The following is a 23,748-nucleotide window of genomic DNA, read 5'->3' as shown; positions in this document are numbered from 1 at the left end:
AGTCAGCTCGAGGTCGTTCCCGCAAGCACTTTAATGGGGCCTGCGCCTAGTTTAGATCGCTCTGATCATCGGATTACTACGCGTATCTCCCAATAATTACAGTGCCCACCTTCATCATGTCGGGTGCGCCATGTTCCCTTCTTCCTGTCGGCCAAGCAACGTATAGCAGGCGCCGACGCTCTTCTGTCTGGCGGCAGGCATTGCGCAGGCGTCTCGATTTCCTTTAACCATCAGGATTAAAGACTCGATTCGCATGTCCGGGGGGAGAATGTGATGGCCCAGTATCCGTGGGGAAGCATGTCATCGTGCCCATAGATCTTGTGGGCGCGGGGCGGCGTATCGCACGGGCTGTTCCCGCGGCAAGGCCAGCGCTTCAATCCATGCACCATTCCGGCGAACGCCTGCTCGGCCGTGTGGCGGAACATTGGCCGAGTGTGGTGCGGGCTCGCACGGAAAAGATTACCGTGGCCGTCACGGCGCATTGCAATTTCCGCTGTATCGGCTGCCGCTATGGGCGCGACTTCATGCCGGGAGCGCAGTTGCCGCTGCATATCGTCGAGGATCTGCTCGAGGACGCTCACGCCGCGGGTGTCCCGGCCGTTCGCCTCTACGGCGGCGAGCCGCTGCTGCATCCCGACCTGCCCGCCATGTTAGAGAAGGCGCAGTCGCTCGGCATCGGTGCCTATCTGACGACGAACGCTCTTATCTTGGACAGAAGAATCGATGCGCTGCATGCGGCCGGTCTGCGCAAGGCCACCATCGGCTTCTATGGCACCGGGGCGGCGTTCGATGACTATGTACAGCGCGGCGGCCGCTATGAACGGCTGCTCGAATCGTTGCACAGCACGCGCGCGCGATACGGGCCGGATACGCTCGCGCTTCAGTTCAATTTCCTACTGCACCGCGGCACCTGCGACATCGACAGTTTCGAACGCGCCAGGGCGATCGCCGAACGCTTCGATGCGCGGATGCAGATCGATATCGTGCACTACTCACTCCCCTATTTTCAGGAGGGGCCGGAACGGAACCTTCAGTTTCGCGACCGCGACGCCGACCGTCTGAACCGGATGGCGGAGCACCTCGTCCGCCTGAAAGCCGCAAAGCCCGATCTGTTGACGGAAAGCGCAGCCAGCCTCGCCTCCATTCCCGACTGGGCCTTGAAGACAGACCGGATGCGCGTCCCGTGCGATGCCGGAAAGCTGCTTTGGGTCGGCGCCGACGGGTCCGTGAAGCTTTGCTACGTCACTTTTGACCTCGGCAATCTGCACCAGACCCGGCTGCGCGATTTGATCGGCACATCCCGGCATCACGACCATGCGCGCTCCGCCTTCCGCCTCGACTGCCCAAACTGTCACTGCGAACGCGGCGCCCGGGTCATGAAGCATGCGCCCAGCGCGCGTCTCTACCGGGAGCGAGCCGCCGCCATGCTGCGAGACTGACCCGTGGCGCCGCCGATCCGCGTCGCCCATCTGACCGCATCGCTGGAGACTGGCGGCCGGGAACGCACGGTGGCGCAGCTTTGCACTGGCCGCCCCGGCGACATTGTTATTACATTCGAGGCAGACCGGCCCGTCGCACCGTTTGCGAACAATCTGGAACCGCGCACTTTGGATCGGACCAAAGCCGATTTTGCGGACCGGCTAAGGCAAATCCTGTCGCGCGAGATCGACATCGTTCATGCGCACGGTCCCGTTGCAGCAATCTACGCAGCGCGCGCCCTGCCGCCGGAGGTGCGCCTGATCGTTACGATCCACGCGGATCTGCGCAGCGACTGGCGGGCCGCCAAACCCATATGGCAGGCTCTGCGCCAAGCGGGCGCCGTGTCAGCGGTCTCCGGCAATTTGGCGCGGCAGGTTGCGCGGTTCACGCGCAGGCCCTGCGAAATCATCCCCTCCGCGATCGACGTGACTGTCTTTCGTGCCGAAGCACGGCCGGAGAGAAAAGGAGCTGCTCTACAAGTGGGGACCGCCGGGCGCCTGCATCCGGTAAAGCGCCAAGGCGACCTGATCTCCGCAGTCCGTATGGCGGGGCGGGACATAGCGCTTGTGATTGCGGGCGCCGGGGCGGAATATGAGAGCCTCTTCGCGCAGGCACGCGGCGGCAATTGCCGCTTCCTGGGCGCAGTCGGCGACATGAATGCCTATTACCGCGCGCTTGATCTGTTCGTGCTTTGCTCGGCGCATGAAGGGACGCCGCTCGCGTTGCTGGAGGCCATGGCAGCCGGCCTCCCCTGTATCGCCACGCGGGTCGGCGGCATCCCCGAAATCGCCCGGGGCGAATGCGATGGGGTAAGCCTTGTCCCGCCGCGAAGACCGGACCTGCTGGCCCAGGCGATCCGCAGCCTAGCAGACTCGCCCGAGAGGCGCCGGAGGATGGCCGCTGCCGCGCGGCGGCGGGCCGCAACCTTCGATCTGCCGGCTCAGCAGAGCCGGTATGAGTCCCTCTACCGCGCCGCCTTGGCGAGGAGTGCAGAGGCGGACGACGGAACGGCCAGGAACGGCGGCGCTGTCCCTGCCATGGCGGAGCCAAAGGGAGCTGCCATTTGACTGCGCCCTAGCCGGCGAGCGCGTATTCTGGCTCCTTGTGGGTCGAGGCGCCGAGGGGCAGGACCGTGGCGCAGAACGCGCATTCCGCGGCGTGCCGGCCAATATACCAGTTCGCGTGGCCGCAACCGGGACAATAGTTGGTTTCGCCCTGCCGGTAGAGAATGCGGTAACCCCGGCCATTCGGATCGACTGTCGGTGCCATGGTCTCTTCCCTTCTCAGCGGGCATCCTCACTCAAGCTCGACAAATGTGCCCACCGTGACTGGAAAGACGCACGAAGCGCGAAGATGGTTGCAGTCCGGCGACGCCTGCGGGGTGCTGGCGGCGCTCCGCCGACCGCGCTATGAGCGCGGGCGTGCCCGACCACCGGATCATCGACATTGCCCTTGACGAGCGCACCATTCTTTGGCGCAGCGCCGACATCGAACAGGAACGACGCGTCGCGATCTTTGACCTGCTGGAGGGGAACTCCTTTCGCCTGATCGAGGCACCGGACGGAGGCGGCGCCGATGTTGAGGGGCCATACCGCATCCTGCTTCATGTCCGCGACGGCCGCTTGGCGATCGACGTGAAGCGGGAAGACGACAGCGAACTGGCAACGGTGGTCGTACCGCTATCCCCCTTTCGCCGGACCATTCGCGACTATTTCGCGATCTGCGAAAGCTATTATCAGGCCATACGTGAACGCGCGCCGCACGAGATCGAGGCCATCGACATGGCGCGGCGCGGCATACACAACGAAGCCGCCGATCTGCTGAAGGACCGGCTGGGGGAGCGAATCGAGGTCGATTTCGACACGGCGCGCCGGCTCTTCACGCTGATCTGCGTGCTTCATATCAGGGGATAACAGAATGTCGGTGATGTCGGATAAGTGGATCCGCGAGCAGGCGCGGACCATGGGGATGATCGAACCCTTCGAGGATGGGCAGCGGCGCGAGGGCACCATTTCCTACGGTCTCAGCTCCTATGGCTATGACGCGCGCGTCGCCGACGAGTTCAAGATCTTCACCAATGTCGACAGCGCCGTCGTCGACCCGAAAAACTTCGATTCGAACAGCTTCGTCGACCGCAAGACCGATTGCTGCATCATCCCACCGAACAGCTTCGCCCTGGCCCGCACGGTGGAATATTTCCGGGTTCCGCGTGACGTCCTCGTCATCTGCCTTGGCAAATCGACCTATGCGCGCTGCGGCATCATCGTGAACGTGACGCCGCTGGAGCCGGGCTGGGAAGGTCACGTAACGCTCGAATTCTCGAACACGACGCCGCTGCCTGCCCGGGTCTATGCCAATGAGGGCGCGTGTCAGTTCCTGTTCCTGAAAGGAAACGAACCCTGCGAGACGAGCTATGCAGACCGCGCCGGTAAATATCAGGGCCAGCGCGGCGTGACGCTGCCCCGGCTCTAGCGCGGACAGGAACCGCTCCCCGTGAACGCGCCTGCAAATCCGCCGGTGGACGCGCGCGAGCGCCGCGCCGGGCTTTATGCCGGCCTCGGCGCCTATGCCCTGTGGGGGCTGATGCCGGTCTACATAAAGCTGGCGGAGGGCGTCCCCGCCGCCGCCGTACTGGCGCACCGCATTCTCTGGTCGGCGGTAATCATGATCCTGGTCGTGACTGCGCTGCGCCGCTGGCCGCCGGTGCTCGCCGCGCTGCGAACCCCGTCGCTCGTCCTCTGGCTGAGCTTCAGCGCGGCCATGATCGGGGCCAACTGGTTCCTTTACACCTGGGCGGTTCTGGATGGCCGTGTTCTCGACACCAGCCTCGGCTATTTCATGCAGCCGCTGTTCAACACCGCGCTTGGCGTGATTGTCCTTCGGGAGCGCCTGAACGGGTGGCAGTGGCTGGCCATCGGTCTGGCGCTTTGCGGAATCGCCGTCATGACCGTCCTGCGCGGCGGCTTGCCGTTCACCTCCATCGGCATTGCCACCGCTTTCGCGCTCTACAGCCTGGCGCGCAACCGGGCGGCGGTGGATGCCGTCACGGGTTTGATCGTGGAGACCGTGATCCTGACGCCGATCGCCCTTTTCTGGCTGCTGCAGACGCCGGAGGGCGTGTTCGGTCATCCGCTCAGTCTGATGCTGGTGTTGATCGGATCGGGCATCGTCACCTCGCTGCCGCTCGGCCTGTTCGGCCATGCGGCGCGTCGCCTCAATCTCTCCGCGCTGGGTTTCCTGCAATATATTGCGCCGAGCATCGTCTTCCTTCTCGGCGTCTTTGCCTATGGGGAACCGATGGACGAGGCCCGGCTGGCCGCGTTCGCGCTGATCTGGGCGGGCCTCGCAGCCTTTTCGATCGGCGGCTTTCGCGGGCGGAAACGGCGCGGCACGGAAGCTGCCGAGGGAGCCTAAGGCCGGCCCGGGTGTTGGCCCGGTGAACCCGCAACCGACCCTCAGCAAGGAGACATGGCATGGCGAACATGCAGGCTTGGCGCATCCACGCCTTTGGCGACCTCGAGACCCTCCAGCGCGAGACACTGGAGCGGCCAGTACCGGGCGCTGACGAGGTCCTGGTAGCCGTCAAGGCAACCAGCATCAACCCCGTCGACTACAAGACGCGTCGCGGTGAATTCCCCCCCATTGAGACGGACGACCTGCCCGTCATTCTGGGCCGCGATATCGCCGGCGTCGTCGAAGCCGTCGGCGCGGCCGCGGACGGCTTCGCTCATGGTCAGCGGGTTTACGGCATGCCCGGTTTCGAACGCGGGACCTATGCCACCCACGTTCTGATGAAGCCGTCCGAACTTGCCGTTCTGCCCGCCCATATGGACATGAGCGGCGCGGGCGCCGTCCCGCTTGCCGCCTTGACGGCATGGCAGGGTCTGTTCGACCATGGCGGACTGAAGAAGACTGGTGAGCATGTGCTGATCCACGGCGCGGCCGGCGGCGTCGGTCATCTGGCGATTCAGTTCGCCAAGGTACGCGGCGCGCGCGTGACCGCGACCGGCCGCGCTGCCGACCGCGACTTCCTGCACGGCCTTCACGCCGACCGTGTGATCGATACGGACGCTCAGGATTTCACCGACATGGGTGCCGACGTCGATCTGGTGTTCGACCTTCTCGGCGGCGACGTGCAGAAGAAGAGTTGGCAGGTCCTGAAACAAGGGGGCCGCATGATTTCGACCCTGGAAGAGCCTGACGCGGACGCCGCCCGGGAGAAGGGCGCAAAGGCGGCGCGCTACATGGCGGAGCCGAACGGGTCGCAGCTTGCCGAAATCGCCGATCTGATCGCGGCAGGCCGTGTTCACGTCGCCGTGGACCGCAGCTTTCCCTTCGCCGAGCTCGACGCGGCGCATCGACGCCTTGAAGAGGCCCATGTCCAAGGCAAGGTGATCGTCACGATCGACGACGAGGACGAAGGCTGAGGGGTTAGCGGGCGGCCGTTCGCGCCGCCCGCCCCCTTCCGATGCCGGGGAATAATCGTTAACCGCGAAGCCATGGAAAAGATCGTCATTCGGGGCGGGACCCCGCTGAAGGGCAAGCTGCAGATTTCGGGTGCGAAGAATGCGGCGCTGACGCTGATCCCGGCCGCCCTTCTGACAGAGGAGCCGCTGACACTTCGCAATCTGCCGCGCCTCGCCGATGTCGACATGTTCGGCCATCTGGTGAACCAGCTGGGCACGTCAACGGAGATCGAGGGCAAGCGGCCGGAGGTGTTCGGCCGTGTCATGACGCTGAAGGCGGGCCGCGTAACCTCGACCACCGCTGCCGCCGACATCGTGCGAAAAATGCGGGCCTCCATTCTCGTTCTGGGGCCGCTTCTGGGCCGCTGCGGGGAGGCGAAGGTGCCGCTTCCCGGCGGCTGCGAGATCGGCGCGCGGCCTGTCGACCTGCACCTGAAGGCAATGGAGGCGCTGGGCGCCGAAATCGAGGTTTCGGCCGGCTATGTCCACGCCCGCGCCCCAAAGGGATTGCAGGGCGGGCGTATCGACTTTCCCATCGTGTCCGTGGGCGCCACGGAGAATGCCCTGATGGCAGCCGTGCTGGCGAACGGTGACACGGAGATCGTCAACGCCGCGCGCGAGCCGGAGATCGTCGACCTGGCGCAGTGCCTGATCGGAATGGGCGCGAAGATCGAGGGGCACGGTACGGGCACGATCCGCGTGCGCGGCGTTCCCCGCCTTCACGGCGACACCTACCGGGTCATGTCGGACCGGATCGAGGCGGGCTCCTACGCCTGCGCCGCGGCGATCACGGGCGGCGACGTCGAACTGATCGGCGCCGATGCCCGGGATTTCGAGGCCGTGGCGGAGAAGCTGGAGGCGGCGGGCGTATCCCTTGAGCAGACCGACGAGGGGCTGCGCGTCCGCTGCACCGGTGGCATCCGCCCGGTCAACATCACCACGCATCCCTATCCGGACTTCCCCACAGATATGCAGGCGCAGATGATGGCGATGCTGTCGCTCGCAAGCGGCGTCAGCGTGCTGACCGAAACCATCTTCGAAAACCGCTATATGCACGTCGGCGAACTGGAACGGATGGGCGCCGACATTCAGGTATCCGGCCGCACGGCCACGGTTCGCGGCGTCAAGCGGCTCAAGGGCGCCGCCGTGATGGCCACGGACCTGCGCGCCTCCATGAGCCTGATCATCGCCGGGCTGGCGGCTGAGGGAACAACGGAGGTCTTGCGCGTTCATCATCTGGACCGCGGTTACGAGCGACTGGAAGAGAAACTGTCGGCGGTCGGCGCCGATATCCAGCGCGCGTCGGGCGATTGAGCGCCGCGAAAACGAGAGAGAAGAGGAAGCGCCCATGGCCCGCCTGATTGCCTGCGACCGGGAGGATCTGGAAACCATCGCCGCGCTGCTGCAGGATTCGCTGCTGCGCGCCTGCGACACCCATTATGACGGACGCAGGCGCATCCTCTCGCTGCTGGTCAATCGATACCGCTGGGAAGTCGAGGCGGCGGAGCGCTGTCATACGATCCTGCGCATTCACGGGGTCACAAAGGCGCAGCGCCGGTCCTGGCCGGACAGCCGCGCGGCCGTGCTCGAGCTGCTCCATATCGAGGGGGACGACGACCTGATCGAAATGGTTTTCGCCGGCGGCACCAGCGTGCGTTGCCGCGTCGAGGCCATCGACATGCTACTCGAGGATGTCGGCGACCCCTGGCCCGCAAGCGCGCGGCCCGGTCATGACGACGACGAGGCCCCGTCCGACGAGGAGGAAGGCAGTGGCGACGATCTCGTCGGCACGTCGCCCAGCGGCACGGGCACGCCGAGTTCCTCCGCTTCCTCCTCCTGACCCTTCGCCTCCGACAGCTTGCTGAACAGCAGCCGGTCCGGCCCCTTGAACGCGAAGAACCACATCAGACTGCCATAGATCGTCAGCAGTACGGGAAGGCCCACGGTCAACTGCCAGAAGGGCGGAAGGAAGGTCATCGACGCAAAGCCGGCGGCAGACGTCGCCACCGTGACGGGCAGGAACACCCACCGCCAGCCGCTGACCGGATCGGGGATCAGCCTGTGCATCAGCGCCACCTTCAGGACAGACGCGAGGAGAGCGGCAAGCGCCAGCGCCAATGCCGCGCCGATACCCTGTACCGGGCGGTCCGCCGCTACGTTCGGAAACAGCGCGGCGAAACTGGCGACGAAGGCGACTGTCATCGCCACCTGTGCGCCGAGTGCGATGAGGGAAACCAGGAGGTTCCGGTGCCGCGCCATGTAGACGAGCGCACCCTCCGTGACGGCAGCGGTGACGTAGAGGACCTCCGCACCCAGCAGCAGGAACAGAATGCCGGTGCCCGCGCCGAAGCCGTCGCCGATCACCTCCATCGAGGCCTCGCCGGTAAAGCCGAGGATCAGTGCGATGCCGAGCTGGGCGGAGATGATCCAGAAGCCGACCTGCCGCAATTGCTGCGCCACCCCCGTCAGGTCGCCGTCCCTGACGCCGTGCGCGATGACCGGCGCCAGCACCGGATCGAACGTCACCTTCAGCTTTTGCGGCAGGGAGGCGAATTGCTGGGCGACGTAGTAGACCCCAAGAACGGCCGGCGCCGCGAACTGGCCAAGGATGATGATGTCGATCCTGCGCATTGCCCAGTCGGCCGCATCCGCGCCCGCCAGCGGCCAGTTCTGCCGCATCAGCGCGAACAGCTCTCGCGGGCGCGGACGCCAGGCCTGCGGCAAGCCGAACATGCGCAGCGCCGGGATCATGGCCGCGATCAGTGCTGCGAACATCGCAAAGGCATAGGAGATAATGAGCGCGTCGGGCCGCCATTCGGGAACCAGGGCCAGGCCGGCGGCAGCAATGGTGATTGCCCAGGGTTCGATCAGCGCCCGCGCCGTCACCGTCGCCTGGACATTATGGCGATAGGCGAGGGCGGCCAGCAGCACCTCCGTCGCCACGAAGAAGACCGCGGCGAGCGGGAACAGGCGGTCGAGGCCGCTGATCTTCGAATTCGGAAACAGCAGTTCCGGCACCGCGATCAGGATGGCCGCTCCGGCGAGGGCGAGGCTGGTGCCGAGAAGCAGCGCATCGCCGATCACGTGCGTCGCCGGGCGTTCCTCCTTCGCCAGCTCGGCCGCGATCCCGCGGCGAAGGCCGAGCGTGGCCACCGCCGCCATCAGTTCGACGATCATGGTCGCATAGGCGAAACGGCCCAGCGCCTCCGCGCCGTAAATCTGTCCGCCGATGATCAGAAACGGAATGCGCCCCATCAGGCGCAGCAGGAAACCGACGAAGTTGGTGCGGCCGCCCTTGGCAAGCGCCTTCGTGTCGTCACCGCGCGCGGCGGGCGTTGCAGAGGGGTCGGCGGCGCTCAAAACCGTTTTCGCATAGACGCGAAGCGGGGGCTGCGGCAATATCCGGGCGTATCTTGCTCCGGTCCGCAAACAGCGCGCTTCATCGGGCGCTCATCAGCGCGGGCCCAGTCTGGCGGCGCCATTGCGGAGCCTGCCGCGCGAACGAACGAACTGTTTTAGGTCCATGAAGAAAAAATCCGTGTCGACACCGCGCCGTCTCTGGGGTGCCGCCTGGCGGGCTGCTCTCATCGTCGGCGGCATTGGCCTCGCGCTCCTCATCGGCGCCGTCATCGTCACCATGGCGAACCTGCCGGGATTCGCGACACTGATGAAGTCACCCAACGGACAGGCCGTTCGGGTCGTCAGCGCGGACGGTGTCGTCCTGGTGAACGAGGGGCCGTCCTATGGCGGCTGGCTGACCTACGACCAGATTCCGCCCGTCATGGTGGGCGCCATGCTCGCGGTCGAGGATCGCCGCTTTTTCTCGCATCCCGGCATCGACCCCATCGGGCTGACACGCGCCGTCGCCGTCGCGGCGCGCGATTGGGACGGACCCAAAGCGACCTCGACCATCACGCAGCAGCTCGCCCGGAATCTGTTCCTGACCAATGAACGCAGCTTCATCCGCAAGGGGAAAGAGGCGCTGCTGGCGCTCGCGATGGAGCGGCGCTTCACCAAGGAACAGATCCTCGAACTCTATCTGAACCGGGTTTATTTTGGTGGCGGCGCCTATGGCATCGATGCGGCCAGCCGCCGTTTCTACGGGCACAGCGCCAGCGAGCTGAGCGCCGCCGAGGCCGCGATCATTGCCGGTCTGGTGAAGGCGCCGTCCCGCTTCGCGCCGTCCTCCGACCCCGAACGGGCGCGCACCCGCGCCTATGTGGTCGCGAACACCATGGCGCGCGACGGCGTCGTCGGGGATGCGGACGCTCTGCAACAGGAGATTGCGGTGCTCGAATTCGCGCCCCAGCCGAAGCAGAACAATGTGCGATATTTTACCGATTGGGTTCTTCAGCAGGTCGATGATTTAACCGACGAGCGTGTCGAACCGCTGATCGTGACCACCACGCTGGTTTCGCGCATGCAACTCGCCGCGGAGGCGGCCGTGCAGAACCAGACGCCGGAAAGCGCGCAAGGGGCGCTGGTATCCATGTCGCCGGACGGCGCGGTGCGCGCGATGATGGGCGGCCGCGATTACGTCAGCTCCAACTACAACCGGGCCACGATCGCGGAGCGCCAGCCCGGATCGTCCTGGAAGCTGTTCGTTTACCTGACCGCGATCGAGAACGGCATTACGCCGAACGATATCGTACAGGACGCGCCGATCACAATCGACGGCTGGACCCCCCGCAATTACGGACGCGGGCATCGCGGAAACGTCACGGTCCGGCAGGCCTTTGCCAATTCCTACAACACGGTGGCGGCGCAGCTGGGTGAGCGCGTGGGATTCAACAATGTCGCCATGATGGCGCGGCGCCTGGGAATCGACACGAACATCAGCCGGCAGCCGGCCATGGTGCTCGGCACGTCCACCGTGCGGCTGCTGGAAATGACGGCCGCCTATGGTGCGGTCGCGAATGGCGGCAATCTGGTCGAGCCCTATGGCATCACCAAGATCGAGACGGCGAGCGGCTTCACCGAATATGAGCGCGAGCCCGGGCCGGGCCGCGTCGTCCTGGCCCCGTGGGTCGCCACGAACATGACGAACCTCCTCGAATCCGTGGTGACGGAGGGGACGGGCAAGGCTGCCGCCACCGGCCGGCCGACCGGCGGCAAGACGGGTACCACCAGCAATTATCACGACGGCTATTTCGTCGGCTTCACCGCAGATCTCGTCACCGGCGTGTGGATGGGCCGCGACGACAACAAGGCGGTTTCCGGCCTGACCGGCGGCAGCAGTCCGGCGCGCGCCTTCGCGGCCTATATGAAAACGGCGGTGGAGGGCATGCCCGTGCGGCCGCTCGACAGCGATATCGGGGAGGAGGGCGACCTGTTCGCCGAACCCGACATGGAGGTCTATGGCATCGGCGCGGACGGATGGGACGACGAGGAATATGATTCGGACGGCTATTATGGCGAGGATTACGCCTATGACGGAGAGGCGGCTTCGGCCCCGGATGCTTCCCGTCGCGGCGGTCCCGATGACCTCGGCACTCGCTATGCGGAACCGGGCATCGATCCTTCGTCACCAGATGCACAGCGTTCGGGCCGGCTTGGCGCAGCCGATGTTCCCACGCGGCCCCGCCGCTCCGACGCCTGGCTCGACGAACCGGTGAATGGAGGGGGCGGTGCGCCGGATCGACCGCAACCGCAGGAGGGCAGGGCCGGTACAGCCAACCCGAATGCCCCCACCGACCTATTGCCGCCCGATCCAGTGCAATAGCGCGCCGTTCGCGCGCAGCCACGCATCGGCCGGTGCGTGCGAGGCACCCAGCAGGCGCTCGGCCTCCGCATGGAAGGTGGGACCGTGGTGCCGGTGCCGCAGATGCGCAAGCTCGTGCGCAGCCACCGAACGGCGCACGAAATCCGGCGCGAGAATCAGCCGCCAGGAAAAGCTGAGACGTCCGTCGGGCGCGCAGCTGCCCCACTGCCGGCGGGTGTCGCGGACCGTTACGCGAAGACCGTCCGTCTCAATCCCGCCCCGGGCACCGATCTCCTCGCAGTCGCCTCTCAGGGCCGCACGGGCCTCCCGCTTCAGCCATCGGACGATACGGTCGTTCATGAACTCCGCAGGACCGCCGACCGTCAGCGTCTCCTCCGCCAGCCGGGGTGCCCGTGCCGCATCCGCCCGCCAACGGCACAGCAGCGTTTTGCCGCGATACGGAATGCGCGCGCCGTCGACCAGGGGGCAGGGCTGCGGGAAGCGGCGCGCGCGCTCGGCGAGCCAATCCATACGGCTGGTCAGGAACCGCTCCGCCGTTCGCGCGGAGGCGCGCGGCGGCAGCGTCAGCCGGATCACGCCGCGGCTGGCATCGGCCGTCAGGGTCAGTCTTCGCGCCCGGGCGGAGCGGCGCACCTCCAGCGGCACCTCACGCCCGGCAAGCCGTAGCGTCGCCGGTCCGGAGGGTTCGGCCCGGCCGCGTCCGGCGGACGCGCCGCCGCGCCGAAGCCTCACAGCACCCGGTCGGTCAGATGATGTTCCAGCGGCCCCGCCTCGTTTTCGGAGATGGTCCAGCCGCGCGCGGAAATGCCGGCGCTGTGCACCGTCTCGGGATCGCCGCTGACGAGCGGATGCCAATCGGGCAGGTCCTCGCCCTGCGACAACAGCCTGTAGGCGCAGGTCGTGGGCAGCCAGGCGAAGCTGGAAAGATTCGCGGCGCTGAGGCGGATACAGTCGGGAACGATGGACCGGCGCGTTCGGTAGCTGGTGCACTGGCAGCTGTGCGTATCGAGCAGGCGGCAAGCGATATTGGTCGCGGAAATCTCGCCGCTATCCTCGTCCTCCAGCTTCATCAGACAGCATTTGCCGCACCCGTCGCACAGCGATTCCCACTCCGCCCGCGTCATTTCGTGCAGCCGCTTCCGCCGCCAGAAGGGCTCGGCGGTCATGACGTCATCCACTTGCGGATGTCCGCCGCCATCTGCGCCGGTGTCTGGCCCCGATCGTAGAAGTTCACCGGTTCGCCATTCTCATCCATCAGATAGATATAGGCGCTGTGGTCCATAAGGTAGAAGCCGTCGTCCCGCGCGTCTCCCTTGGAATAATAAACGCGGTATGCCAGCGCTGCCGTCTCGATCTGCTCCGGCGTGCCGCTGAGGCCAAGAATCCCGGGTCCGAAATTGTCCGCGAACTCCTGCGCCACCTGCGGCGTGTCCCGCTCCGGATCGATGGTGATGAAGATCGGCTGCAGACGCGCGGCCAGTTCGGGATCGCTTTGCTTCAGTTCGGCATAGGCCTTGCCCATGCGCTGAACATCGACCGGGCAGACGTCCGGGCAAAAGGTGTAGCCGAAATAGACGAGGCGGTACTGCCCCGCGAAATCCTGGTTCGTAACCGTCTCACCGTCCGCATTCTGCAGCGTGAATGGCCCCCCAAGGTCGGCGCCCGCCATGGGCGGCTCCGCCGCACCCGCGCTCGCATCGCCGTCGCCGCCCGCCTGCGAACAGGCGCCGACCAGAATCAGCCCGCCCATCGCCAACGCCTTCAACATGCGGGATGGATCGTGTGCGGCGGCAGCCGACGGCGGGACGAAGCGTGGTTGTGCGATGTTCATGGGCAGCACCCTATAGAATAGGTGACCGGGCCTATGCTACGGCCCGAACCGAAAAGAGCGATGGGGATAGTTATCATGAAGCGCCTGACGGCGACATTGGCCGCCCTTCTGATCGGCCTCGGTCTGGCGATGCCGGCCGCTGCTCAGATGAGCGACAGGTACGAGTTTTTGAAGGCGGTGAAAAGCGCCGACGGTGCCGCCGCCCTGGAATTTCTGACAAGGCCCGGCTCGACACTCGTAAACGCCCACGATCCGGATACGCGCAAGACCCCGCTACATATCGTCACGGAGCGTCGCGATGCCCCCTGGATCAACCTGTTGCAGCAGCATGGCGCCGACATCAATGCGCGCGACGCCAATGGCAATACGGCCCTGATCACGGCGGCCGGCCTGCGATTTCTCGACGGCGTGCGGCTGCTGCTGCACTACGGCGCCAATGTGAACGCCGCCAATGACAGCGGCGAGACGGCGCTGATCAAGGCCGTGCAGCGCCGCGACCTCGACAGCATTCGCATCCTGCTGAAGGCCGGGGCGGACCCCGACCAGCGCGATTCCATCGCCGGCTTGTCCGCCCGCGAATATGCCGAGCGTGATCCGCGCGCTCGACGCGTTCAAGAGCTGATTGAGCAGGGCGCTGTCGAACAGGAAGAGGTGGTTGGCCCCAGCCTGTAAGGCTCGCGGTCCCCGGCGTCAGCCCGGACGCCGGTTCACGTAGACCGTACGCCAGGCACCCCCGGCATGGGCGCCGGGTCGATGGTCGATCCGCGTCACGGACAGATTGTCGAAGCTGATCGTCAGCGCCCGGTCCGGCGGTATGCCAAGGGCGTGCGCCATGGCGGCGCGGAACGTGCCGCCATGGCCCACCAGCACGACGTCGCGCCCGGTCAGGTCCGCGCTCAGCGCCTCCAGCCCCGCAGCGACCCGCCTGCACAGGTCCAAGAAGCTCTCGCCGCCCGGCGGCTGCGTCGCGGCGTCGTGAAACCAGAAATTGTGCGGGCGGCGCGCCGGCGTTTCGGCGATCACCTGCCGGTCGGCACCATGCCAGTCGCCGTAGAACTGCTCCTGAAATCGCGCGTCGCTGCGCCGTTCACCTGCTTCGTAACCGGCCGCGAGCAGGGCATCGGCAGTCGCATCGGTACGGCGAAGGCCGCTGCTGATCAGCACGGCGCCAGCCGGCAGCCAGCCGGACAGAAAGCGAAAGGCGGGCGCGTCGGCCGTGTCCGCCGGATCGTCATGCGTCTTGTAAAGAAGGCCAAGCGCGCCCTTGCCCGCCCCGACGACCGGCGCGTGCCGAACCAGATGCCAGCGCGTAACCTGCGCGGTTTCGTCCATCGTGCCCCTCCCTTGGCTGCGCTATAGAGGAAGGCGGATGCAAAGCGCGAGCCCCCCTCTTCCTGCCGCTCTCGGCCAGCCGGGCGTCCGGGTGCGAACGCTGGTTCTCATTCGCTGGATGGCGATCGCAGGACAATCGCTGACGTTCATCATCATCGGCCTGGGACTGGGCTTCCCATTTCCCTATTTCGGCATTGGCTGCGCGCTTCTTGCCTCCGTCATCCTCAATCTTGGCCTCCTCTATCTTTATCCCCGCGCCGCCCGGCTGGTGGGGGCGGAGGCGCTTCTTCATCTCGCCTTCGATCTCGTTCAGCTCGGCGTGCTCCTGTCCCTGACGGGCGGCATCAACAATCCCTTCGTCGTGCTGATGATCGTGCCGGTCACGGTTTCCGCCACGCTGCTCAGCAAGCGGGCGACGATCGCGCTGATGGCGATAGCGGTGGCGATCCTGATTGCCGAATGGCTATGGGCGGAACCGCTGCCGTGGAAGGGGACGCCGCCCTCCATGCCCGTCCTCTACGAGGTGGCGACCTTTGCAGCGCTGGCCTTTTCCATCTGCTTCATCGCTGCCTATGTGCTGCAGGTTTCGCTTGAGGCGCGGCGCTGGCAGCAGGCGCTGGTGACGACGCAAGCCGTGCTGGAGCGGGAGACCAAAATGTCGGCGCTCGGCGCGCTGGCCGCCGCGGCCGCGCACGAACTGGGCGGCCCCCTCGGCACCATCACGCTGATCGCGAAGGACCTGAAGTCCGAGCTTGCGAACGACGAGGATTTCGGCGGCGATGTCGAATTGCTGGCGCGGGAGGCGGAGCGGTGCCGCGCCATCCTGCGGGGCATTGCGCGACGATCGGAGGCGGACGCACCGTTCCCGGCCGTGCGCGCCGACACGCTGCTGCACGAGATCGCGCAGAGCTTCGAGGGCGCGCGGGTGCCCGTCCATGTGGCCGCGCCCGCCGAGCGGCCGCCGCAGGTCATGCGCACGCCGGAACTGAAACACGGTATCCTCAATCTTGCGGACAATGCGGTGCGATACGCCAGCAGCGAAGTGGTGCTTGCCGTCACCTCCGACACCGACCGCCTCGCCATCCACATCGAGGATGACGGACCCGGCTTCCCAAGCGACCTTTTGCCCCATTTGGGCGAGCCCTATCTCGGCCCATCTCGATCGCGCGCCGGCGGCACCGGACTTGGCGTCTTTATCGCCACGACCCTTCTGGAGCGGACCGGGGCGCGCGTGCGCTTCCGCAACGGGAGCCAAGGCGCCCGCGTTGAGATCAGTTGGCCGCAAAGGGATGGCCCCGCGGACAAGGAAGAGGAGGGCGGATGATCATGGCCGAAGAGACGACGAGCGAATTCAGGGAGGCTACTCCCGCATCGGGCGAGAAGAGCCTGGGCACGCTGCTGCTGGTCGATGACGATCAGAGCTTTCGCCAGCGACTGGAACTGACGCTCGCGCGGCGCGGCTATGATGTCGTTGCCGCCTCCTCCCTTGCAGAAGCGCGCGAGCGCGCGGGGCGCGTCCGGCCGACCCATGCGGTTCTCGACATGAAGCTGGAAGACGGCACCGGGCTGGAACTCGTCGCCGAACTGCGCGACCAACGGCCGGACATTCGCATCGTCATGCTGACGGGGTACGGGAACCTGACCACCGCGGTCGCCGCCATCAAGGCCGGCGCCGTCGATTATCTCGCCAAGCCCGCAGATCCCGATGATATCATAAAGGCGTTGAGCGCGGAGGGCGGGGCGCAGCCGGAACCGCCCGAAGATCCCATGTCCGCGGACCGGGTCCGCTGGGAGCATATTCAGCGTGTCTATGAACTGTGCGACCGCAACGTATCGGAAACGGCGCGCCGGCTAAAAATGCACAGGCGCACGCTGCAGCGCATTCTGGCGAAACGCAGCCCGCGCTGAAGAATGGGGCGGCGCAGGTGCCTGCCCTACAGTTCCGAGGATCCTTCCAGAAACTCGTCCCCCGCCCGCATCACGCGGGCGGCCGCCACGCGCGCGAACAACGCCACCGCACGCTTGCGGCGCGCGGCGTTCAGCTTGTCGGTGGCGGCGGGTCGCAGCATTTCCGCCCCGAATCGGTCGGCGACGATCAGGCCACAATGCCCGGGGGAAAAGCACTCCTCCGACAAGAGATCCGCATTAAAGCCAGCAGGAATGCCCCAGTAGAACTGATCGCACCATTCCAGATAATCCGGCCATTTGCGATCACCGCGCAGATCGGCGACGGAAACCTTGATCTCCACGACGCAAAGGGTGCCGTCGGGGCCCAGCGCCATGACGTCGACGCGGCGCCCGCCGGGCAGACACACCTCTGTCAGACAGACGAACCGGCGGTGCCAGAACAGCCTGCCGACGCCGCGCGCGACGTCGGCAGCGATCAGCGGAGCGCTTGACGAGGCATCTTCCGATTCGATTCCCGGGGAACGCGTGGCCATACCGTGAACATTAACGGAACACGGCAGGAAAGAAAGGGCCGCGCGCCGCTCCGTCCGATCAACGATAAAACAGGTGCTGGCCGATGTTCGCCGTCTGCGTGAACGCGCCGCGCCAATTCGGGCGGACATAGTCGGCGTGGTAATAGACGGCGCTGTCGGTCAGATCGTCCCAGCTTTCCGTGGCGGCGACGATGGCGATCGCCTTTGCCTGCCGCCAAGGCTGGGTATGGACCTTCGGAAAGTCGGGTTCGTTGTCGAAGGTGAAGCTGAACTGATAGCGCTGATAGACGACGCCGCAGATCGTTTTCGGCCAGCGCGGATCGGCCGCACGGTTCAGAACCACCTGCGCCACGGCAAGCTGACCCTCGATCGATTCGCCCCGCGCCTCGTTGTAGACGGCACTTGCAAGGCACCGCATCTCCTCGTCGAACTCGATATCGCCATAATCGGACAGGCGATCGACAAGCGTCGGTAGGGAAAGATCAGCCTCCTCGGCCTCGCCGAAGGAAGGAATCTGATATTCGACCGGCTCCGCCTGAAGTTCCAGCGCCGCGTCCGCCGTGGTCATGCCGATGGAATTGTGCTGCAGGTCGGTCGGTATATCGGCCGCTGCGGTCAAGCCGAGCGCCGCCAGAGCCACCGCAATGGCCCGCTTCGATTTCAACATGTCCGTATGAGCCCTGTCTCGGAGCGATCGTCGCCATCCTTGCGGCGAAGGGCGGCAAACTTTCTGCCATGCCCGTCGATTGCTCTCGGTTTACAAGTACGCCCCCCACAGGGCGCTTAATTTCTATGGAACTCATATGGCGGGATGGCGTTTCGGGTCAACTCAACGCCTTTAGATCCGCGATGAAACGTGCGGGATCAGCGATATCCAGTTCGACAATCCAGAGATCCGGATCGTAGGACTTCTGCTTTTTCAAGAAATCCTCGATCTTTTCACCGGGCGGCGGATCGTCTTCTATCACGACACGCCACTCGATTCGTCCCTCGCCCAGATTGGTCCGGACATAGGCAGACTGGGTGCCCTCCCGCGTTCGGCCGACAAGGATGACGGCGCCCGAATCGGGATCGCCGCGCGACAGAACCGTGACGAAATCACCGCTCGCCGCCACCTTACGGCGCAGACCGTCGAGCCATAATCGGGTGGGCAGACGTCCGGTCAGCGACGCGCCCCCGCATAGGCCGGAATGTCGGCAAGGGCGATCTTCGACCGCATGAAGGTGCCGGTTCCCCGAGCGACCTCCTCCCCGTCCGCGGTCACAAGCCGGCTTTCCCCGACGAACAGACGGCGGCGCCCGCTCACCATCCGTCCCTCCGCGACCAGCCGTCCCGCCGGAACCGGCCGCTCCAGATGAAGGTTGAAGGCCGTGGTCAGGATGAAGACATCGCTCACCGCGCTGTTGACCGCATAGAAGGCCGCGTCGTCCAGCATCTTGAAGTAGATCGTGCCGTGCGCCGCGCCCGCCGCATGAAAATGCTCCTCGCCGACCTCGAAGGCGAGGTTCGATTCGCCGACAGTGGGCAGTTCCAGCGACGACCGGAACAGCCGGTTGATCGGCGCGGCATTGTAAAGCGCCTCCAGCGCGCGAAGATGCTCCTGTGTATTCGTCACGCGGCGGCAGCCATCCATCCGCTCCTCATGCCGCCTCACTCCAGCCGGCATGGCAAAGGAGGGCCAGGAGTGCGTCGTTCGAATCGGCCCCGCGCAGGCGGCGCAGCAAATCCTTGTCGCGAAAGAAGCGGCTGATCGCCGCCAGCGCCTTCAGATGATCGGCGCCCGCGTCCTCCGGCGAGATGAGCCCGAAGACCGCGTCAACCGGCTCGCCGTCGAGGGCCGCCATGTCCAGGGGGCGGGCGAGCGTCGCGAACACCGTCGTGCGTGCGCGAAGGCCCGGAAGCCGCGCGTGCGGGATGGCGGTTCCGCCGCCGAGTGCCGTCGTTCCCACACGCTCCCGCTCGATCAGCCGTTCGGCGATAAGCGGCGCGGCAAAGCCGCTGCTGCGCGACAGGGGCTCAGCCAGCCGGGCCATCAGGCCGCGGCTGTCCGCAACCTGCAGCCGGGCAAGAACGCAGCCCTCGCACAGCAGCGCCTCGGGGCTGACGCCCCTCATTTCCCGGGTTCCACCCATCCGACATGGCCGTCCTCGCGCCGGTAGACCATGTTGAACGCGCCGGTCTGCCCGTTCTTGAACATCAGGGCGTTGGTGTGGCGCAGGTCAAGCAGCATGACCGCGTCCGAAACGCTGACCTCCGGGATATGATCGGGCATGTCGGCAATGATCAGCGGCGCGCTGTCCTCCGCCACCTCGGCTTCCTGGTCCGCCTCCTGCTGCAGCACGCGGTAGGTGGATTCCATCTGCACACCGTTCGCGCCGCGCCGCTCCCGATCGGTCAGCTTGCGCTTGTAACGGCGAAGCTGCTTCTCGATCTTGTCCGCTGCACTGTCGAACGCTGCCCGCGCCTCTCCATGCACCTTGGCGTTCGACTTCATGACGAGCCCCTGGCTCAACTGAATGACGATACTGCAATCGAATTCATGCTCGTGCGGACCCGGCGCAAGCGTCGCAGTTGCGCCCGTCACGCCGACCGAGAACTTTTCGGCCATGTCACCCAGCCGGGTTTCGGCATGGGTCGTCAGCGCAGCGCCTACGTCGAGCTGATGTCCGGATACGCGGATGTCCATGGTTTCTTCTCCTTAGTCCAACGCCCCCGCAAATGGCTCAACTCATATCGGACGATATCGTTTGCCGGTCCGGTTCAAGATATCGCGCCCAGATGGCGTTCGGCAGCTTCGCGACGAACGCAGCGTGGCGTTCGCGCTCGACAGGCGGAATCTCGAAATGCCGCTCCGGCCAATCGCGGCGGGGCCGGACGGCCACCTCCGCGATCAGCGTTTCGGTCTCGACCTTCAGCTCCATGCCGCGCTGCCGGCCGCCCATCAGCTCGACATAAACGTCCGCCAGCAGTTCGGCGTCGAGCAGTGCGCCGTGCTTCACGCGGCGGCTGAGGTCGATACCGAAGCGGTTGCAGAGCACGTCCAGCGTCTGACGGCTGCCGGGAAATTTCTTGCGCGCGATCGCCAGCGTGTCGACGATGCGGCTTTCCCTGATCTTCGGCTGACCGCACAGCACCAGTTCATGGTTGATGAAGCCCAGGTCGAACATCGCATTGTGCGCGACCAGCTTCGTGTCGGAACCGATGAAATCCAGGAAGTCGCGGACCACCGCGCCAAAGACCGGCTTGTCCGCCAGGATCTCGTTCGTGTGCCCGTGCACCTTCACCGCTTCCGCCGGCATGTCGCGGCAGGGGTTGATCAGCACGTGGAAGGTCCGCCCGGTGGGCATCTGCCCGTCCAGTTCTACCGCGCCGATCTCACAGATGCGGTGGCCGGAAGCGGGGTCTAGGCCCGTCGTTTCGGTGTCGAAGACGATTTCACGCATTGGCGGCAATATCGGACGCTGGCGCGGCTTAGGCAAGTCGTGAGACGGCGCACGGTCATCAGGCCTCGGCGGCGGCCCATGCCGGTCTCCACGACGAAATCCGCGCGGCGCCGCTTTTCCGCATCGGCCATCTGCGCCGCGAGGATGGCGTCCAGTTTTTCGGCTGTCATGCCGGGCCGGGCCAGCACACGCGCGCGTTGCACATGAAGCGGCGCGGAAACGACGACGATGCCGTCGACACGCTTCCAGCCGCCACGCTCGAACAACAGCGGCACGTCGAGAATGACGAAGGGGCGGCGAGCTTGCCGGTGACGTCGCAGGAAGCCGGCCTGCGCCTCGGCCACCAAGGGGTGCACGATTCGCTCGAGCGCCTTTAGCGCGTCGGGCTTTCCGAACACCGCCTTGCCAAGCGCCGCGCGGTCCAGCCCGGCCGCATGCGTGACACCGGGAAAGGCCGCCTCGATCGCCTCCAAGGCGCGGCCACCGGGGCCTTGCAGGCGGTGCACCTCCGCATCGGCATCGAACACGGGGACGCCCTGATGCGCGAACATTCCGGCAATGGTGGATTTGCCCATGCCGATGGAACCAGTGAGACCGATGACCCTCAAGAGGTCAGCATCCGGCGCAGGTCCGAATCGCCACCGTGCGGGGGCGTATCGAAAAACAGTTCGAAAGCGGTCCGCGCCTGACCGATCAGCATGGTAAGGCCGTCGATCACCGCCAGGCCCCGCGCCCGCGCCGCCGCCAGAAGCGGCGTCTCCAGAGGATCGTAGACAATGTCGTAGACCAGCGCACTCGGCGGCAGAGAAGAAAGATTGATGTCGAGCGGAGCCTGACCCGACATGCCCAGGCTGGACGCGTTCACCAGCAGCGCGGCCGGCGGCAGCGCATCGCCGGGAGCCAGCACATCGCCGTCCAGTGCGAAGCTTTCAAGAAGTGCGGCCGCCCGGTCGCGTGTCCGGTTGACGATGATGGCCGCCGCAATGCCGCGGGCGGAAAGCGCATGCAGAACCGCCCGCGCCGCGCCGCCGGCCCCGACGACGATAGCGGTCTCTCCCTGCAGCGAGCGGCCGGAGAGCGGCGCGGCAAACCCATCCGCGTCCGTATTATGAGCGACCAGCCGGCCGTCCCGCATGACGAGGGTGTTGGCTGCGCCGATGGCTTGCACGGCAGCGCTATGGTCGTCGACCAGAGGCAGGACCGCCTGTTTGTGGGGGATCGTCACATTGCATCCGCGCCAGGCGGGATCGGCCCGGCCTTGCATCAGGTACGGCTGCAACGCGTCCGGCCGAACATGCTGCGCGCGGTACCGCGCATCCTTGCCCAGCATGCGAAGCCAATGATTATGGATCGCCGGCGACTTCGAATGCGCAATCGGATCGCCTATGACCTCCGCATAGGGCGTATCGACCCTCTTCGACCGCGCGCCCATCATGACGTCATGACACCGCGCTCACGCAGATAAGCGAGCAGCGGAAAGAGCGGCAGGCCGCGAATGGCGTATTGATCGCCGATGACCCGGGCGAACAGCTGCGCGCCCAGCCCCTCGATCCGGTAGCCGCCGACGCCCCAGAGGAGTTCCTTCCCCTCCGCAGCCAGATAATCGTCGAGCCAGGCTTCGGAAAAGTCGCGCACGAACAGCTTTGCCGTTTCGGCCTGCCGCCACACGGCACGTCCGTCCTCTGCCATCACGGCGGCCGCGATCAGGCGGTGCGGCCGCCCGCGCAGCGACAGAAGCTGCGCGCGCTGCGCTGCCATGTCCGCGGCCTTGTCGAGCGTTCCACCATCGTCCGTCTCCAGAATCTGATCGCAGCCGAGGACGAGTGCACCGGGCAGCAGCCGGGACACCTTCACGGCCTTTGCCTCGGCCAGGGCATCGGCCTGATCGCGTGGAGAGGCGCTGGCCGCCCGCAGGGACAATTTCAACTCGTCCTCATCGACCTGCGGCGCCATAGCCTCGAATGGAACGCCCGCGGCGGCCAGCATATCGCGGCGCGACTGGCTGGTCGAAGCCAGCACGAGAGGCTTCGCAGCGCTCATTCCTCCTCCGCCCGGTTCATCAGACGGATGACGGCCGCGGCGGTTTCCTCGATGGCCTTGCGCGTCACGTCGATGACCGGCCAGCCGCGATCCGCGAACAGGCGCCGCGCCTCCAGCACCTCCTTCTTGATGCGCTCGCTGTCGACATAGTCCGTTTCCGGCGCCTGGGCGAGGCTGAGGAGCCGGTTGCGCCGTACCTCGACCAAGCGCTGCGGCGTCGTCGTCAAGCCGACGATGAACGGCCGGGTAGCGGTGAACAGTTCGGGCGGAGGCTTGCGTCCGGGCACGAGCGGATAGTTTGCCGTCTTGAAACCGCGATTGGCGAGATAGATGCTGGTGGGCGTCTTCGAGGTTCGCGAAACGCCGACGAGCAGGATGTCCGCCTCGTTCCAATTCTCCTCCCCCTGTCCGTCGTCGTGCGCCATCGTATAGTTGATGGCCTCGACCCGGGCGAAATAGGCCTCGTCCAGCCGGTGCTGCCGCCCGGGGCGCGCGGTCGCGGCCTTACCGAGGATGATCGACAGACCGGCGACGACCGGATCGATCGCAGAGACGGCCGGCAAGCCGAGGGCGGCGCAGCGCTGCTCCAGCCGGTCGCGCACCGCACCCGTCGCCAGCGTGAAGACCACGAGACCCGGATGTTCGCTGACATCCTCCAGCACCCGGTCCAGATGGCCCGTCGTTCGCACGAGCGGCCAGAAATGCTTGACCGCCTCCACGCCCTCGAAGCGCGCAAGACTAGCGCGCGCGACCGATTCCAGCGTTTCGCCCGTGGAATCGGAAATAAGATGGATGTGGATGCGTTCGCCCATGCGCTGCATCCCTAATCGCCCCGATACCCTATGGACAATCCTGTGGAAAACTTCGGCGGGCGAGCGGGCACGGTCGTCGCGAAAGCCGCCGGCACCGATTCCGCAGGGATTCCATTCTCGATTCGTCCACAGCGGAAAACCCGTGGATGGCTGCGCTGTTCGAATCTTCCATGACGGTTTTG

The 23,748-nt window shown here is 65.9% G+C and carries 29 protein-coding genes; 12 read left to right on the top strand and 17 right to left on the bottom strand.

Annotation, left to right across the window (positions count from 1 at the left end):
* The first annotated feature begins 305 nt into the window (after positions 1-305).
* Both C725_RS15240 and C725_RS15235 read left to right on the top strand, forming a co-directional pair.
* Entirely contained in the window at positions 306-1,439 is a 1,134-nt protein-coding gene (locus C725_RS15240; protein WP_149864537.1) for a radical SAM protein, read from the top strand.
* Between the two features lie 3 nt (positions 1,440-1,442).
* Positions 1,443-2,546, top strand: coding sequence for a glycosyltransferase family 4 protein (locus tag C725_RS15235; protein ID WP_008600599.1), 1,104 nt, complete (start codon positions 1,443-1,445; stop codon positions 2,544-2,546).
* 7 nt (positions 2,547-2,553) lie between these two features.
* Here C725_RS15235 and C725_RS05140 read toward each other — a convergent pair whose 3' ends face one another.
* On the bottom strand, positions 2,554-2,748 hold the full coding sequence (locus C725_RS05140) for a hypothetical protein (protein WP_008600597.1): 195 nt from the start codon (positions 2,746-2,748) through the stop codon (positions 2,554-2,556).
* Positions 2,749-2,888: 140 nt separating this feature from the next.
* Here C725_RS05140 and C725_RS05135 point away from each other — a divergent pair, with 140 nt between their 5' ends.
* The 6 genes from C725_RS05135 (at position 2,889) to C725_RS05110 (ending at position 7,785) form a co-directional block, all read left to right on the top strand.
* Positions 2,889-3,392 (top strand): UPF0262 family protein, encoded by a 504-nt coding sequence (locus tag C725_RS05135; protein WP_008600595.1) that lies wholly within the window; start codon positions 2,889-2,891, stop codon positions 3,390-3,392.
* A 4-nt stretch (positions 3,393-3,396) separates the two neighbouring features.
* The gene (gene dcd, locus C725_RS05130; RefSeq protein WP_038281506.1) at positions 3,397-3,951 is read left to right on the top strand and encodes a dCTP deaminase; all 555 of its coding nucleotides are present in this window, start codon (positions 3,397-3,399) and stop codon (positions 3,949-3,951) included.
* Positions 3,952-3,972: 21 nt separating this feature from the next.
* Positions 3,973-4,893, top strand: coding sequence for an EamA family transporter RarD (rarD, locus tag C725_RS05125; RefSeq protein WP_008600593.1), 921 nt, complete (start codon positions 3,973-3,975; stop codon positions 4,891-4,893).
* A gap of 59 nt (positions 4,894-4,952) precedes the next feature.
* Positions 4,953-5,906 carry an NADP-dependent oxidoreductase gene (locus C725_RS05120; protein WP_008600592.1) on the top strand — a complete coding sequence of 318 codons (954 nt, stop codon included), beginning with the start codon at positions 4,953-4,955 and terminating at the stop codon, positions 5,904-5,906.
* A gap of 72 nt (positions 5,907-5,978) precedes the next feature.
* Positions 5,979-7,259: a UDP-N-acetylglucosamine 1-carboxyvinyltransferase gene (gene murA / locus C725_RS05115; protein ID WP_008600591.1), complete on the top strand. Its 1,281-nt coding sequence runs from the start codon at positions 5,979-5,981 to the stop codon at positions 7,257-7,259.
* A 34-nt stretch (positions 7,260-7,293) separates the two neighbouring features.
* Positions 7,294-7,785 carry a DUF2948 family protein gene (locus C725_RS05110; protein ID WP_038281504.1) on the top strand — a complete coding sequence of 164 codons (492 nt, stop codon included), beginning with the start codon at positions 7,294-7,296 and terminating at the stop codon, positions 7,783-7,785.
* Here the strand turns inward: C725_RS05110 and C725_RS05105 are convergent.
* On the bottom strand, positions 7,674-9,305 hold the full coding sequence (locus C725_RS05105; protein WP_243442694.1) for a lipopolysaccharide biosynthesis protein: 1,632 nt from the start codon (positions 9,303-9,305) through the stop codon (positions 7,674-7,676). The two genes, C725_RS05110 and C725_RS05105, sit on opposite strands and share 112 nt — an antisense overlap.
* A 163-nt stretch (positions 9,306-9,468) precedes the next feature.
* On the opposite strand from C725_RS05105, the gene C725_RS05100 reads away from it, so the two are divergent.
* Entirely contained in the window at positions 9,469-11,667 is a 2,199-nt protein-coding gene (locus tag C725_RS05100) for a transglycosylase domain-containing protein (protein ID WP_008600589.1), read from the top strand.
* Here the strand turns inward: C725_RS05100 and C725_RS05095 are convergent.
* From C725_RS05095 to C725_RS05085, 3 genes are read right to left on the bottom strand one after another with little or no spacing between them, the layout of a single operon-like run.
* Positions 11,641-12,399 carry a M48 family metallopeptidase gene (locus tag C725_RS05095; protein ID WP_008600588.1) on the bottom strand — a complete coding sequence of 253 codons (759 nt, stop codon included), beginning with the start codon at positions 12,397-12,399 and terminating at the stop codon, positions 11,641-11,643. The two genes, C725_RS05100 and C725_RS05095, sit on opposite strands and share 27 nt — an antisense overlap.
* Positions 12,396-12,833, bottom strand: coding sequence for a YcgN family cysteine cluster protein (locus C725_RS05090; protein ID WP_008600587.1), 438 nt, complete (start codon positions 12,831-12,833; stop codon positions 12,396-12,398). The genes C725_RS05095 and C725_RS05090 overlap by 4 nt, the downstream gene beginning before the upstream one ends.
* Complete coding sequence (locus tag C725_RS05085) at positions 12,830-13,498, bottom strand: SCO family protein (protein ID WP_149864535.1); 669 nt, start codon at positions 13,496-13,498, stop codon at positions 12,830-12,832. The genes C725_RS05090 and C725_RS05085 overlap by 4 nt, the downstream gene beginning before the upstream one ends.
* Before the next feature lie 75 nt (positions 13,499-13,573).
* Here C725_RS05085 and C725_RS05080 point away from each other — a divergent pair, with 75 nt between their 5' ends.
* Positions 13,574-14,170 carry an ankyrin repeat domain-containing protein gene (locus C725_RS05080; protein ID WP_008600585.1) on the top strand — a complete coding sequence of 199 codons (597 nt, stop codon included), beginning with the start codon at positions 13,574-13,576 and terminating at the stop codon, positions 14,168-14,170.
* An 18-nt stretch (positions 14,171-14,188) separates the two neighbouring features.
* Here C725_RS05080 and C725_RS05075 read toward each other — a convergent pair whose 3' ends face one another.
* A complete protein-coding gene (locus tag C725_RS05075) occupies positions 14,189-14,830 on the bottom strand; it encodes a histidine phosphatase family protein (RefSeq protein ID WP_008600584.1) in 642 nt (213 codons plus the stop codon).
* 37 nt (positions 14,831-14,867) lie between these two features.
* Here C725_RS05075 and C725_RS05070 point away from each other — a divergent pair, with 37 nt between their 5' ends.
* Together C725_RS05070 and C725_RS05065 are read left to right on the top strand one after the other, a co-directional pair.
* On the top strand, positions 14,868-16,154 hold the full coding sequence (locus C725_RS05070; protein ID WP_008600583.1) for an ActS/PrrB/RegB family redox-sensitive histidine kinase: 1,287 nt from the start codon (positions 14,868-14,870) through the stop codon (positions 16,152-16,154).
* Entirely contained in the window at positions 16,151-16,738 is a 588-nt protein-coding gene (locus tag C725_RS05065) for an ActR/PrrA/RegA family redox response regulator transcription factor (protein WP_008600582.1), read from the top strand. Before C725_RS05070 ends, C725_RS05065 begins: the two co-directional genes overlap by 4 nt.
* Positions 16,739-16,764: 26 nt before the next feature.
* Here the strand turns inward: C725_RS05065 and C725_RS05060 are convergent, their stop codons facing one another.
* The 11 genes from C725_RS05060 to C725_RS05010 form a co-directional block, all read right to left on the bottom strand.
* On the bottom strand, positions 16,765-17,271 hold the full coding sequence (locus C725_RS05060; protein ID WP_008600581.1) for an MmcB family DNA repair protein: 507 nt from the start codon (positions 17,269-17,271) through the stop codon (positions 16,765-16,767).
* Between the two features lie 58 nt (positions 17,272-17,329).
* Entirely contained in the window at positions 17,330-17,938 is a 609-nt protein-coding gene (locus C725_RS05055) for a cell wall hydrolase (protein WP_051051220.1), read from the bottom strand.
* 157 nt (positions 17,939-18,095) lie between these two features.
* Entirely contained in the window at positions 18,096-18,425 is a 330-nt protein-coding gene (locus C725_RS05050) for a DUF1491 family protein (protein WP_276324522.1), read from the bottom strand.
* Between the two features lie 8 nt (positions 18,426-18,433).
* Positions 18,434-18,904, bottom strand: a complete 471-nt coding sequence (locus tag C725_RS05045; RefSeq protein ID WP_008600574.1) for a PaaI family thioesterase — start codon at positions 18,902-18,904, stop codon at positions 18,434-18,436.
* Between the two features lie 7 nt (positions 18,905-18,911).
* On the bottom strand, positions 18,912-19,385 hold the full coding sequence (locus C725_RS05040; RefSeq protein ID WP_038281496.1) for a PTS sugar transporter subunit IIA: 474 nt from the start codon (positions 19,383-19,385) through the stop codon (positions 18,912-18,914).
* Entirely contained in the window at positions 19,382-19,957 is a 576-nt protein-coding gene (gene hpf, locus C725_RS05035; RefSeq protein ID WP_008600572.1) for a ribosome hibernation-promoting factor, HPF/YfiA family, read from the bottom strand. Before hpf ends, C725_RS05040 begins: the two co-directional genes overlap by 4 nt.
* A gap of 37 nt (positions 19,958-19,994) precedes the next feature.
* Positions 19,995-20,714 carry a DNA polymerase III subunit epsilon gene (gene dnaQ, locus C725_RS05030; RefSeq protein ID WP_038281493.1) on the bottom strand — a complete coding sequence of 240 codons (720 nt, stop codon included), beginning with the start codon at positions 20,712-20,714 and terminating at the stop codon, positions 19,995-19,997.
* Entirely contained in the window at positions 20,675-21,322 is a 648-nt protein-coding gene (coaE, locus tag C725_RS05025) for a dephospho-CoA kinase (RefSeq protein WP_008600570.1), read from the bottom strand. The genes dnaQ and coaE overlap by 40 nt, the downstream gene beginning before the upstream one ends.
* Complete coding sequence (aroE, locus tag C725_RS05020) at positions 21,319-22,149, bottom strand: shikimate dehydrogenase (protein ID WP_008600569.1); 831 nt, start codon at positions 22,147-22,149, stop codon at positions 21,319-21,321. The genes coaE and aroE overlap by 4 nt, the downstream gene beginning before the upstream one ends.
* On the bottom strand, positions 22,146-22,754 hold the full coding sequence (locus C725_RS05015; protein ID WP_008600568.1) for a Maf family protein: 609 nt from the start codon (positions 22,752-22,754) through the stop codon (positions 22,146-22,148). Before C725_RS05015 ends, aroE begins: the two co-directional genes overlap by 4 nt.
* Positions 22,751-23,575, bottom strand: coding sequence for a pyruvate, water dikinase regulatory protein (locus C725_RS05010; RefSeq protein ID WP_008600567.1), 825 nt, complete (start codon positions 23,573-23,575; stop codon positions 22,751-22,753). The genes C725_RS05015 and C725_RS05010 overlap by 4 nt, the downstream gene beginning before the upstream one ends.
* Positions 23,576-23,748: the final 173 nt, after the last annotated feature.

It is taken from the genome of Pacificimonas flava, assembly GCF_000342165.1.
GTDB lineage: Bacteria > Pseudomonadota > Alphaproteobacteria > Sphingomonadales > Sphingomonadaceae > Pacificimonas > Pacificimonas flava.
This window is presented reverse-complemented; position numbering and strand designations above follow the sequence as displayed.